Raw genomic sequence first — 12,059 nt, 5'->3', positions numbered from 1 at the left:
CGGACCGTCACGCCGGCCCGGCCGGGCGCCTCAGGCGAAGCGGGCCCACAGCTTGGGGAAACGGTCCGCCAGGAGATCCGTGTCGTCCATGTCGATCTGCTCGCCCTCCGGGTCCCCGGGCCGCGGCAGCTCCAGGTCGGGCAGCCGCACCCCGGTGAGCTGCTCGTACGCCTCGTCCGCCGCGTAACCCAGCTCCTCGGCGTCGCCGTCGACCTCCGGGTCGAAGTCCGCGACGAGGAAGGCCAGGTCGTCGGGGCTGTGCAGGGCGCCCTCGAAGACGTGCCGGCCCTGGCCGATCAGCCAGCAGCGGAAGAAGTCGAACGCCTCGTCGTCCGCGCCGCCCAGCATGATGTCCGCGGCGCTCCACACGTCCCAGCGGAAGGCCCGCGCGAAGCGGGTCTCGAAATGCCGCGCGAAGTCCGTCACCGAGTCCGGATCGAGCAGCGCGAGCCGCTCGATCAGCAGATCGGCCTGTTCCTCCGGATCACCGTCCGCGGCCGCGCGGGTGCTGTCGATGATCTCCCAGAACTCCGTCTCGTCCATCACGCGTCCAGCTTCCCGGTTGCCGGGGCCGGACGCACGCGGAGTGCCCCGTATGCGCCCGTGTCGTTACGCACGTTTGGCCTCATTGGCCGGATGACGTCGCAGAGCGTCCCCCAAGCGGTCGCGGAACGCGACGGAAGGACTTATTCCGTCAGGCTCAGCTGGTACTCCACGGTCTGCCGCACCGGCACGAAACCGAGCCCCGCGTTGATCGCGACCATGTGCCGGTTGTCGTCGGCGTTGTCGGTCTCGATCTCCGTCACCGCGGGCTGCCCGGCCGCGACCCGCTGGATCATCGACGCCTTCATCCAGCGCCCGAGGCCGTGCCCGCGGTGGCGCGGGACGACGGCCGTGTCGTGCTGCAGCGCCCGCCCGCCGCTGTCGGCCGGCACGACCAGCTCGGTGTAACCGGCCACTGAACCGTCCGCCTCGCTGATGGCGGCCACGGTGATCAGCTGTTCGCCGCGCTTGGCGAAGACCTCGGCGACGGACCGGACCCGCTCGGCGGTCCACGGCACGTGGCCGAGGTCCATCCCGCCGGTCGGCATGTCGTCCATGGACTGCCTGGCCAGCGCGAAGGCATCGACCAGGGCGTCCGGGGCGACGCCCTCCCAACTCTCCAGCCGGTAGCCCGGGTGCGGCTCGGCGGCGGCCGCGCCGATCGCGGCGGCGTCCATGCTGTCGAAGCGCAGCCGCCGCCAGGTGAGCTTCAGCACCGGGGTGAAGGCTCGGGTGGCGAGGAAGCGGTCCCCGGGGGTGCCGACCGTGGTCCTGGTGATCAGGCTGCGCCGCCCGTCGTCCCGCGCCGCCCCCACGGCGGTGCCCAGCAGCCGGGAGCCGGCGCCGAGCCGGCGGTGGGCGGGGTGCGAGTACAGCTCCAGGGAGGCGAGGTGGGTGCGCCCCGGCTCGTCGAACAGCCGCAGCGCGGCGGTTCCCACCGGCGCTCCCGCCGTGTTCCGCGCCAGCCACAGCAGCTTGCGGCTGTACGCGCTCGGCGTCGCGAGCTGCGCGTACACGTCCTCGGGCGAGGGCACCGGATCGCCGGGCAGGTCGTGGCCGAGGGCCGCGGCCAGCACCTGGTACCAGTCGTGCAGCTGCGCGCCGGTGGGGTCGGTCAGCAGGTCTATGTGGAGCGGCAAGATGCCTCCGGAGGAAACCTGACACAGGGTGTCGGGTATGGCTGCGACGGTCGTGCAGTACGTACCACTACAGGAGGTCCGGCATGGCCGACAAGCAGAATGACGATGACGGGTTCGGGGGCTCTCCGACGGGCGGGCTCCCCGGCGCGCCCGAGGGCAGGCTCGACGGCAAGGTCGTCCTCGTCGCCGGAGCCACCCGAGGCGCCGGGAGGGCCATGGCCGTCGAACTCGGCCGGGCGGGCGCCGTGGTCTACGCGACCGGCCGCACGACGCGCGAGCGCCGCAGCGAGGTGAACCGCCCCGAGACCATCGAGGAGACCGCGGAGCTGATCGACGCGGCCGGCGGCACCGGCATCGCGGTGCCGACCGACCACCTGGACCCCGAGCAGGTCCGCGCGCTCGTCGACCGGATCGACCGCGACCACGGGCGGCTCGACGTCCTGGTGAACGACACCTGGGGCGGCGAGGCCTACATCGACTTCGACACCAAGATGTGGGACATCGACCTGGCGAAGGGCCTGCGGATGCTGCGCCTCGGCGTCGACAGCCACCTGATCACCAGCCACTGCGCGCTGCCGCTGCTGATCCGCAACCGCGGCGGCCTGGTGGTGGAGATCACCGACGGCACGGCCGAGACCAACAAGGAGTACCGCAACAGCCTGTTCTTCGACGTCACCAAGAACGTCCCGATCCGCATCGCGTTCGGACTGGGGAAGGAGCTGGAGGAGTACGGCTGCACCGCCGTCTCCCTCACCCCGGGCTTCCTGCGCTCCGAGCAGATGCTCGACACGTTCGGGGTGACCGAGGAGAACTGGCGCGACGGGGCGAAGGTCAGCCCGCACTTCGTCATCGCGGAGTCCCCGGCCTTCATCGGCCGGGCTGTCACGGCGCTGGCCACGGACCCGGACGTGGCGCGCTGGAACGGCCAGTCGCTGTCGAGTGGCCAGCTCGCCCAGGTGTACGGGTTCACGGACACGGACGGCTCGCGCCCGGACGCCTGGCGCTACCTGGCGGAGGTGGCGTCCGGCGCGAAGGACGCGCCGGTGGAGGAGTACCGGTAGGAGGCGCGCGGGAGGTGGGCGCCCGGGAGGTGGGCGCCCGGTAGGAGGGCGTTCGTCAGGGCCCCTGCGGATCGCCGTCGTCCGGCGTATCACCGTCGTCCGGCGGCTCCCGCTCGGCGTACCGCGCCGCCATCGTCCGGGCCGCCTCCGCGAAGCGCTCGCGCAGCCCGTCCGGCGCGAGGACCTCCGCCTCGGGGCCGAGTGCGAGCAGCTGTGTGAAGGCGACGTCGAGTGACTCCACCGGGAGGGTGACGGTGACGCCGGTCCGCCCGTCGGGCGGGCCGGCCGCGTCCAGCGCCGCCTGCGCGGCGGCCCGGTCGACCACGGCCGGCAGCCGCCGCGCGCCCGCCTCCGTGAGCCGTACGACCACCTCGTCGCGCAGGATCGCGCGGGCGAACTCGGCGGCGCGCCGTGCCCAGAACCCGGGCAGGTCGAAGCCGGGGTCGCGCTCGAAGCGGCCACCGGGGGAGCCGGACTCCGCCGACCCCGCCCCCGCCCCGGACCCCGCCCCCCACCCCGGCTCCGTCGACCCCGGCTCCGTCGACCCCGGCTCCACAGCCGTGAAGCGGTCCACGCGGTAGACCCGGTACTGCCCGGCCGGTCGCGTCCGCGCCGCCAGGTACCAGATGCCGCCTTTCAGGACCAGGCCGTACGGTTCCAGCTCCCGCTCCACCTCCCGCTCGCCCCGCCGGTAGCGGGCGGACACGACGCGGTCGTCCCAGACGGCGTCGGCGAGGGCGGGCAGCAGCGGGGGCGTCTCCGGCTCCTGGTACCAGCCGGGCGCGTCCAGGTGGAAGCGCTGGGCGGCGGAGTGCGAGGCGTCCCGCAGCTCGGGCAGCAGGGCCGCCGTGACTTTGAGCCGGGCGGCGGACCCGGTGTCCTCCAGCCCCATGTCGCGCAGCGCCCCCGGCACCCCGGACAGGAACAGCGCCTCCGCCTCGTTCCGTCCCAGCCCCGTCAGGCGCGTCCGGTACCCGCCGACGAGCCGGTAGCCGCCGGCCCTGCCGCGCTCGGCGTACACCGGCACGCCCGCCTCCGACAGGGCCAGCACGTCCCGGGCGACGGTGCGCTCCGAGACCTCCAGCGCCTCCGCCAGCTCGGCGGCCCGCATCGAGCCGCGGTTCTGGAGCAGCAGCACGAGGTGGATCAGCCGCGCGGCCCGCATGTGGTGCCTCCCGTCCTGTACAGCCCATCGCGTACAACCCCGTACGACCCGCCCCGCGCAACGCCGACGCCCCCGGCCCGGAGAACCGGGACGGGGGCGTCGCACTGCGATGGCCCTACCGCGTCAGGGACGCGGTCGAAGGCGGCCGGAGTCTCAGAGGCCGATCTCGGTCTCGAACTCGGCAGCCTCCAGGATCTCCTTGACGGCCGTCAGGTAACGGGCCGCGTCGGCGCCGTCCACCAGGCGGTGGTCGTAGGAGAGCGCCAGGTACGTCATGTCGCGGACGCCGATGACGGTGCCCTCGGCGGTCTCGATGACCACCGGACGCTTGACGGTCGCGCCGATGCCCAGGATGGCGGCCTGGTTCGGGGGCACGATCACCGTGTCGAACAGCGCACCGCGCGAGCCGGTGTTGCTGATCGTGAACGTGGCGCCGGACAGCTCGTCCGGGCTGATCTTGCTCGCCCGGACCTTGCCGGCCAGCTCCGCGGTCCGCTTCGAGATCCCCGCGATGTTGAGGTCGCCCGCACCCTTGATGACCGGAGTCATCAGACCCTTCTCGGAGTCCACCGCGATCCCGATGTTCTCGGAGTCGAAGTAGGTGATGGTGCCCTCGTCCTCGTTGATCCGGGCGTTGACGACCGGGTGGGCCTTCAGCGCCTGGGCCGCGGCCTTGACGAAGAACGGCATCGGCGAGAGCTTGACGCCCTCGCGCTGCGCGAACGCGTCCTTGGCCTTGTTGCGCATCTGCATGATCTTGGTGATGTCCACCTCGACCACGCTGGTGAGCTGCGCCTGGCTGTGCAGCGCCTTCATCATGTTGTCGCCGATGACCTTGCGCATGCGGGTCATCTTGACCGTCTGGCCGCGCAGCGGGGACGCCACGGGGGCGGCCTTCGGAGCGGACGCGGCGGCGGCGGGGGCGGCGGCGCTCGCTGCGGCGGCCTTGGCGGCCTCCGCGGCGGCGATGACGTCCTGCTTGCGGATGCGGCCACCGACGCCGGTGCCCTTGACCGAGGACAGGTCCACGCTGTTCTCGGAGGCGAGCTTGCGGACCAGCGGGGTCACGTACGCGCCGTCGTCACCCGAGGTGGCCGGTGCCGGAGCGGCGGCCGGGGCCTGGGCGGGAGCGGCGGGTGCCGGAGCCGGGGCGGCGGGCGCGGCCGGAGCCGGTGCCTGGGCCTGCGGGGCCGGGGCGGCCGGAGCCGGGGCCGCGGCCGGCGCGGCGGGGGCCGGAGCCGGTGCCGGGGCGGCGGGGGCCGGAGCGGCGGCCGGAGCCGGGGCGGCGGCGGCCGGGGCAGCGGCCGGAGCGGAGCCGGCGGCGCCGATGACGGCGAGCTTGGTGCCGACCTCGGCGGTCTCGTCCTCGTTGATGAGGATCTCCAGGAGGACACCACCGGTCGGGGCCGGGATCTCGGTGTCGACCTTGTCGGTGGAGACCTCGAGCAGCGGCTCATCGGCCTCGACGGTCTCGCCGACCGCCTTGAGCCAACGGGTGACGGTGCCCTCGGTGACCGACTCGCCCAGTGCGGGCAGCAGGACCGGGGTGCCCTCGGACGAACCCGAGGCGGCGGCGGGGGCTTCGGCGGCAGGCGCCTCGGCAGCGGGAGCCTCGGCGGCAGGGGCCTCGGCGACCGGTGCCGGTGCGGGGGCCTCGGCCGGGCTGGACGCCTCGGTGGAGGGGACCTCGGCGGGGGCCTGGGCCGGCGCCTCGGCGGCAGCGGGCGCGCCCGAGCCGTCGTCGATGATGGCCAGCTCTGCGCCGACCTCGACCGTCTCGTCCTCGGCCACCTTGATGGAGGCCAGAATGCCGGAGGCGGGCGACGGGATCTCGGTGTCGACCTTGTCGGTCGACACCTCGAGCAGCGGCTCGTCGGCCTCGACGCGCTCACCCTCGGCCTTGAGCCAACGGGTGACGGTGCCCTCGGTCACGCTCTCGCCGAGCGCCGGAAGGGTTACGGAAACCGCCATGTTGCGGTTGCTCCTAACGATCTGTGCGGATGGGTGCGTGCTGAGGGGCTTAGTCGTGCGAGTGCAGCGGCTTGCCCGCGAGGGCCAGGTGGGCCTCGCCGAGCGCCTCGCTCTGCGTCGGGTGCGCGTGGATGAGCTGGGCCACCTCGGCCGGCAGCGCTTCCCAGTTGTAGATCAGCTGGGCTTCGCCGACCTGCTCGCCCATACGGTCACCGACCATGTGGACGCCGACGACGGCGCCATCCCTGACCTGGACGAGCTTGATCTCGCCCGCGGTCTTGAGGATCTTGCTCTTGCCGTTGCCCGCGAGGTTGTACTTCAGCGTGACGACCTTGTCGGCGCCGTACAGCTCCTTGGCCTTCGCCTCGGTGATACCGACGGAGGCGACCTCCGGGTGGCAGTACGTGACGCGCGGAACGCCGTCGTAGTCGATCGGCACGGCCTTGAGGCCGGCCAGCCGCTCTGCTACCAGGATGCCCTCGGCGAAGCCGACGTGCGCGAGCTGGAGGGTCGGGACGAGGTCACCGACGGCCGAGATCGTGGGCACGTTGGTCTGCATGTACTCGTCGACGGTGACGTAGCCGCGGTCGATCGCGACACCCGCCTCCTCGTAGCCCAGGCCCTGCGAGACGGGGCCGCGGCCGACGGCCACGAGCAGGATCTCGGCCTCGAACTGCTTGCCGTCGGCGAGGGTCACCTTCACACCGTCGGCCGTGTACTCGGCCTTGTCGAAGAAGGTGCCGAGGTTGAACTTGATGCCGCGCTTGCGGAAGGCGCGCTCGAGCAGCTTGGAGCTGTTCTCGTCCTCCAGCGGGGCCAGGTGCGGCAGGCCCTCGATGATCGTGATGTCCGCGCCGAAGGACTTCCACGCGGAGGCGAACTCGACGCCGATGACGCCGCCGCCCAGCACGATCGCGGACTTCGGGACGCGGTCCAGGACCAGCGCGTGGTCCGAGGAGATGATGCGGTCGCCGTCGATGTTCAGGCCCGGCAGCGACTTCGGCACGGAGCCGGTCGCCAGCAGGAGGTGGCGGCCGGTGTAGCGCTCGCCGTTCACATCGACGGTGGTGGGGGAGGACACCCGGCCCTCGCCCGCGACGTAAGTGATCTTGCGGCTGGCGACCAGCCCCTGCAGGCCCTTGTACAGGCCCGCGATCACGTCGTCCTTGTACTTGTGGACACCGGCCATGTCGATGCCGTCGAAAGTGGTCTTGACACCGAACTGCTCGCTCTCACGAGCCTGGTCGGCGATCTCGCCCGCGTGCAGCAGAGCCTTTGTGGGGATGCAGCCGTTGTGCAGGCACGTGCCACCGAGCTTGTTCTTCTCGATCAGGGCGACGTCCAGGCCCAGCTGCGCCGCGCGCAGCGCCGCGGCGTAACCGCCACTGCCGCCGCCGAGGATCACTAGGTCGAAAACGGTGCTGGCGTCGTTCGCCACGTCACGTCCTCCATGCATGGGTACGCCGGAGCCGGTCTGTGGTGACCGGGCGGCGGCTGTTTATCGGCCGCTATGTCTGAAAACTTTGAAAACTGGGCCCTGTCGTGCCGACCAACATCTTCGCACTTGTTCGCGGCGGACGGGCCACCGGGCCGGGGTCTGAGACGGACTTAAGCCGCATCATGGGAGGCTACTGGCCCGTAAGGGGCACTCCGGGCGCTGGAATCTCGCTCAGGGCGAACACCTGCCCGGTCGCGCGGACGGCCCCGGGCGTGCTAGCCCGGGGCCGTACGTTCGTACGAACGGGTACCGGAATCCGGCCGGAGGACGCCGGCCGGTAGTCCGTCGTCCGCCTACTGGAGAACGTCGCCCGAAGCGGCCTTCTCGACCAGCCGCACCAGCGTGCGGACCGCCGTGCCGGCGCCGCCCTTCGGGGTGTAGCCGAACGGCGCGCTCTCGTTGAACGCCGGGCCCGCGATGTCCAGGTGCGCCCAGGTGATGCCCTCGCCCACGAACTCCTGCAGGAAGAGGCCGGCGACCAGGCCGCCGCCCATCCGCTCGCCCATGTTCGCGATGTCCGCGACCGGCGAGTCCATCGCCTTGAGCAGCTCGGGCGGCATCGGCATCGGCCACGCCTGCTCGCCCGACTCCGTCGCCGTCTCGTGCAGCGCGGAACGGAAGCCGTCGTCGTTCGACATGATCGCGAACGTACGGGTGCCGAGCGCCAGCACCATCGCGCCGGTCAGCGTCGCCACGTCGACGATCGCGTCCGGGTGCTCCTCGGAGGCGCGCGCCAGCGCGTCCGCCAGGACCAGCCGGCCCTCGGCGTCGGTGTTGAGCACCTCGACGGTCTTGCCCGAGTACATCTTCAGCACGTCGCCGGGACGCGTCGCGTTGCCGCCCGGCATGTTCTCCGCCAGCGCCAGCCAGCCGGTGACGTTGACGTGCACGCCCAGCTTGGCGGCGGCCACGACGGTGGCGAACACGGCGGCGGCGCCGGCCATGTCGCACTTCATCGTCTCGTTGTGGCCCGGGGGCTTGAGGGAGATGCCGCCCGAGTCGTACGTGATGCCCTTGCCGACCAGCGCGACGGTCTTCTTCGCCTTCGGGTGGGTGTAGGCCACCTTCACCAGCCGCGGCGGGGTCGCCGAGCCCCGGCCGACGCCCATGATGCCGCCGAAACCGCCCTTGACCAGGGCCTTCTCATCGAGCACCTCGACCTTGAGGCCGTGCTCCTTGCCGGCGGCCGTGACCGCGGCCGCGAACGCCTTCGGGTTCAGGTCGTTCGGCGGCATGTTGATCAGGTCACGCGCCCGGTTGACCTCCTCGGCCACCGCGGTCGCCCGCTCGGCCGCGGCCTTGTGCGCCTTGTCGCGCGGCTTGGCGCCCACGAGGGCGACCTCGCCCAGCGGGCCCTTGCCGGAGGCGCTGTCCACCCGGTAGGCCGAGTAGGCGTACGCGCCCAGCAGTGCGCCGGTCGCCACCGCCTCCACGCCCGCCGCGTCGGCGGCCGGCAGCGCGAACGCCGCCTTCTTCGTCCCGCTCAGCGCACGGGCCGCGACACCGGCCGCCCGGCGCAGCGCCTCGGCGTCGTACCCGGCACCGTCGGCGGGCGTCGCACCCAGACCCACAGCGAGCACCACCGCCGACTTCACGCCGGACGGAGCCGGCAGCTTCGTCACCTCGCCCTCGCCGCCGGAGGCGCCGAGGAGTTCCAGCGTGGCGGCGAGCTTGCCGTCGAACGCCGCGTCCACGGCCTCCGCACCGGCGGCGACCTCGGGGCCCTTGGCGCCCTTGGTCACTCCGATGACGACGGCATCCGCGCGCAACGCTGCGCCGGAGGAAGTGCTGAGTGTCAGTGCAGTCACGGTGAGGGTGGTCCTGTTCCGTCGAATTGTGTCGGCCAAGGGGTGGGCCGGCCGCGCCCCTCGCATGGTATTCCGCCACGCCCGCGGGGCGGCATGCCAGGCCCGCCGCCCGCGCCGCGCCCGAGCCTACGCCTGACGCGCCCCGCCGTCGGCTCCCGCCTTGACCTCCGCGAGGAACGCGCGGAGACGCGCGGGGGTGGTCGTGACGATCACCTCGGGTGCCGTGCTTTCGCGTATGGCTACGCGGGGGCCGGTCGCGGCCAGCTCTATGCAGTTACTGCTCTCGGCGCAGAGCGAGGATCTCTGCCAGTCCAGCGGGGACAAGGGTTCTGCCTTTCAGAGGCTCTGGGCGATCTCACGGATGAAGTCCCGGGACTCGCCGGGCTTGAGGGCGACCCGGTCCAGCCGGTCCAGAATGTCCCGGTACTTGGTCAGCTGCGCCTCGGCGTCCAGGAGCGCCGGGCCGTGCGACTGGTCGAGCAGGACGGTGGCCAGCTGCGGGACGGCCCCCGACGCGTAGGCGATCGTCTGACCGGAGCCGGGGAAGCCTCCGGCGGCGAAGGGAATCGCCGTGACGGTGACGCCTTCGCGCTCGCTCATGTCCAGGATGTGCAGCAGTTGCTCTCGGGTGGCCGCCCGGCCGCCGAACTGCATCCGAAGGGCGGCCTCGTGGATGACCGCGGTGTAGGGGACCGGGTCGTCCCGGAAGAGGACGGCCTGCCGTTTGATCCGATGTGAGAGCCGGTGCTCGATCTCGGGCGGCGGCAAGGCGGGCACCGCCTCACGGAAGACGGCCCGGGCATGGTCGACGGTCTGCAGCAGGCCGGGCAGGCTCACGGTCTGTGCGGTCCGCAGTTCGACCGCGTAGTGCTCCAGCTCGGCGATGTCGAGCATGCCGGGCGGCAGGAGGCCCCGGTACTCCTCCCACCACTGGCGCTTGCGCTCACTGGTCATCCCGGCCAGCGCCTCGATGAGCCGACCGTCCGAGCAGTCGTAGTTGCAGGCGAGTGTTCTGACTCTGTCCGCGCTGAGCCCGACCCGGCCGGTCTCGATGTTGCTGATCCGTGCCTGATCCCCGCCCAGCAGCGCCCCCGCCTCGCGGGCGGACATCCCCGCCTTCTCCCGAAGCTTGCGCATCTCGGCACCCAGGCGCTGCTGACGCGCAGTTGGCGTTGTCCTCGGCGGCATTGGCCCCTCTTTCCGATCACGCCAAGTCTGCCGTTCTGGGCCCCGAGGGTCTACAGCCCGATGGATTCACCCTGTTCGGTAGAAACTATCTAACTCAATGCTCTAGCGTGTGACGCACGCCACTCCACCTCGGCCCGGAGAAGCCCATGTACGCAGTGCAACCGCCATGCCCCGACCATCTCACCCCCAGCGGAGCGTGGGAGTACCACCTTCAACTGCCGCACGACCCGAGGGCGCCCGGTGTCGCCAGGACGACCGTCCGGGCCGTTCTCGTCGCGCACGGTTTACGCGAACTGGTCGACACCGCGGCGCTGTTGACCTCCGAGCTGGCGACGAACGCGTACCGCTACGCGCAGGGGCCCGCCTCGCTGCGGGTGGACTGGGAGCCGCACCGTCTGCGGGTGGCGGTCCGGGACAGCAACCCGGAGCTGCCGGCGGCGCTGGCGCCGGATCCCGACGCCGACGGCGGGCGCGGCCTCTTCCTGCTGGACCTGTTCGCGGACCGCTGCGGCGGATACGCCCTGCGGGAGGAGCCCTTCGGGCTCTCCGGGAAGATGATGTGGTTCGAACTGGCGGCGCGCTGACGGGCGAAGCGGATTTCCTGGCATGGACGCAGACAACGCCGCTTCACGCTGGTGCGGGCGATGCCGTGGACCGGGCGGCCGCCGCTCAGGGACGCCCCGGCAGGACCGACCTGGCTGCGGTGGGCGCAGTCCCTGGGGTCACGTCAGGACCACGCTCGTGACCTGGCCGTCCACCCGGTCCACCGTGGGCGGGCCCGCGAAGTCCTGGTCTCGGGCCAGGACGAATTGGCGCGGGGTGCGGCCGATCATCGCTTTGAACTCGCGGTTCAGGTGCGCCTGGTCGCTGAAGCCGCACTCGGCGGCGACGCAGGCCGCCGGCAGGTTCTCGGACAGCAGCCGCAGTACCTTGCGCAGCCGCAGGACGCGCGCCGCGCCCTTGGGGGTGAGGCCGATCTCCTCGCGGAAGCGGTTCTCCAGTTGGCGCCAGCCCCAGCCGGTGGTCGTGACGAGCTGACCGATGGGCAGGGAGCCGGAGGTTCTGGCCAGTTCCCGCCAGGCGTAGCGGACGCGCTCCGAGGCGGGGACGGCATCCAGCGACCAGCGCAGGAAGGCGGCGTCCAGCAGCCGGAAGCGCTGGGCCCAGCCGGGGGCGCAGGCGAGTGCCTCGGCGAGGTCGCGGAAGCGGGGGCCGAGCAGGTCGACGGGGTCGGTGATGGTGTCGGCCAGCTCGTGCATCGGGATTCCGAAGAGCGAGTACGCCTTCCACGGCGACAGGATGACCTCCAGGCCGTACAGCCTCCCGCCGTGCCGTCCGAGGCCGGCGGTGGTGCGCATGCCGACGAGCATCGAGCGGTGGGCGCGGCCGGGAGCGGTCGGGGTAGAGGCTTCCGTCACCCGCACTTCCTGGTCGAAGGAGAACAGCAGCGTCACCGCGCCGTCCGGTACCTCCAGCCGCTGCCGCGGCAGGTCCAGGTCCAGCCGGAATCCCCGGTACCGCTGCACTCCCGGCCGCAGTCGCGCGTGCGGCCGCTCCGTCGCGACCTCCCAGCGGCCTTCCGGACACGCCAGATGTTGCATAGCCCGTTCCCCCGTAGCCCCTCGAAGGTGCGTCAACCTCATCCTGCGGGGTGCGGAAGTGAACAGGGGTACGGTTTTCGGTCAG

General features: G+C 72.1%; 11 protein-coding genes. 2 read left to right on the top strand and 9 right to left on the bottom strand.

Features of this window, described 5'->3' with window-relative positions:
* Window positions 1-30: 30 nt before the first annotated feature.
* Complete coding sequence (locus ABZ721_RS08615) at window positions 31-543, bottom strand: DUF4240 domain-containing protein (RefSeq protein ID WP_358788015.1); 513 nt, start codon at window positions 541-543, stop codon at window positions 31-33.
* 143 nt (window positions 544-686) lie between these two features.
* Entirely contained in the window at window positions 687-1,682 is a 996-nt protein-coding gene (locus ABZ721_RS08610) for a GNAT family N-acetyltransferase (protein ID WP_358787862.1), read from the bottom strand.
* Between the two features lie 83 nt (window positions 1,683-1,765).
* Here ABZ721_RS08610 and ABZ721_RS08605 point away from each other — a divergent pair, with 83 nt between their 5' ends.
* Entirely contained in the window at window positions 1,766-2,743 is a 978-nt protein-coding gene (locus ABZ721_RS08605; protein ID WP_358787861.1) for an SDR family oxidoreductase, read from the top strand.
* Between the two features lie 55 nt (window positions 2,744-2,798).
* Here ABZ721_RS08605 and ABZ721_RS08600 read toward each other — a convergent pair whose 3' ends face one another.
* The 6 genes from ABZ721_RS08600 to ABZ721_RS08575 form a co-directional block, all read right to left on the bottom strand.
* Window positions 2,799-3,908, bottom strand: a complete 1,110-nt coding sequence (locus ABZ721_RS08600) for a WYL domain-containing protein (RefSeq protein WP_358787860.1) — start codon at window positions 3,906-3,908, stop codon at window positions 2,799-2,801.
* A gap of 153 nt (window positions 3,909-4,061) precedes the next feature.
* Window positions 4,062-5,879: a 2-oxoglutarate dehydrogenase, E2 component, dihydrolipoamide succinyltransferase gene (sucB, locus tag ABZ721_RS08595; RefSeq protein WP_358787859.1), complete on the bottom strand. Its 1,818-nt coding sequence runs from the start codon at window positions 5,877-5,879 to the stop codon at window positions 4,062-4,064.
* A 49-nt stretch (window positions 5,880-5,928) separates the two neighbouring features.
* Entirely contained in the window at window positions 5,929-7,317 is a 1,389-nt protein-coding gene (gene lpdA / locus ABZ721_RS08590; protein ID WP_358787858.1) for a dihydrolipoyl dehydrogenase, read from the bottom strand.
* Between the two features lie 353 nt (window positions 7,318-7,670).
* Window positions 7,671-9,185, bottom strand: coding sequence for a leucyl aminopeptidase (locus ABZ721_RS08585; protein ID WP_358787857.1), 1,515 nt, complete (start codon window positions 9,183-9,185; stop codon window positions 7,671-7,673).
* Window positions 9,186-9,311: 126 nt separating this feature from the next.
* On the bottom strand, window positions 9,312-9,509 hold the full coding sequence (locus ABZ721_RS08580; protein WP_358787856.1) for a DUF397 domain-containing protein: 198 nt from the start codon (window positions 9,507-9,509) through the stop codon (window positions 9,312-9,314).
* 12 nt (window positions 9,510-9,521) lie between these two features.
* Window positions 9,522-10,373 (bottom strand): helix-turn-helix transcriptional regulator, encoded by an 852-nt coding sequence (locus tag ABZ721_RS08575; RefSeq protein WP_358787855.1) that lies wholly within the window; start codon window positions 10,371-10,373, stop codon window positions 9,522-9,524.
* Between the two features lie 146 nt (window positions 10,374-10,519).
* Between ABZ721_RS08575 and ABZ721_RS08570 the strand changes: the two genes are divergently transcribed.
* Window positions 10,520-10,957 (top strand): ATP-binding protein, encoded by a 438-nt coding sequence (locus ABZ721_RS08570; RefSeq protein WP_358787854.1) that lies wholly within the window; start codon window positions 10,520-10,522, stop codon window positions 10,955-10,957.
* 138 nt (window positions 10,958-11,095) lie between these two features.
* Here the strand turns inward: ABZ721_RS08570 and ABZ721_RS08565 are convergent, their stop codons facing one another.
* Window positions 11,096-11,974 carry a helix-turn-helix domain-containing protein gene (locus ABZ721_RS08565; protein ID WP_358787853.1) on the bottom strand — a complete coding sequence of 293 codons (879 nt, stop codon included), beginning with the start codon at window positions 11,972-11,974 and terminating at the stop codon, window positions 11,096-11,098.
* Window positions 11,975-12,059: the final 85 nt, after the last annotated feature.

The organism is Streptomyces sp. NPDC006733, assembly GCF_040636125.1.
GTDB lineage: Bacteria > Actinomycetota > Actinomycetes > Streptomycetales > Streptomycetaceae > Actinacidiphila.
Note: the sequence above shows the minus strand (reverse complement) of the source record. Positions and strands in the feature narration are given on the sequence as shown.

What these genes read in the sequence shown, in the direction of transcription:
- ABZ721_RS08565 (WP_358787853.1), bottom strand. Translation starts at nt 11,974, where the DNA reads ATGCAACATCTGGCGTGTCCGGAAGGCCGCTGGGAGGTCGCGACGGAG.
- ABZ721_RS08600 (WP_358787860.1), bottom strand. Translation starts at nt 3,908, where the DNA reads ATGCGGGCCGCGCGGCTGATCCACCTCGTGCTGCTGCTCCAGAACCGC.
- ABZ721_RS08615 (WP_358788015.1), bottom strand. Translation starts at nt 543, where the DNA reads ATGGACGAGACGGAGTTCTGGGAGATCATCGACAGCACCCGCGCGGCC.
- ABZ721_RS08570 (WP_358787854.1), top strand. Translation starts at nt 10,520, where the DNA reads ATGTACGCAGTGCAACCGCCATGCCCCGACCATCTCACCCCCAGCGGA.
- ABZ721_RS08605 (WP_358787861.1), top strand. Translation starts at nt 1,766, where the DNA reads ATGGCCGACAAGCAGAATGACGATGACGGGTTCGGGGGCTCTCCGACG.
- ABZ721_RS08575 (WP_358787855.1), bottom strand. Translation starts at nt 10,373, where the DNA reads ATGCCGCCGAGGACAACGCCAACTGCGCGTCAGCAGCGCCTGGGTGCC.
- sucB (WP_358787859.1), bottom strand. Translation starts at nt 5,879, where the DNA reads ATGGCGGTTTCCGTAACCCTTCCGGCGCTCGGCGAGAGCGTGACCGAG.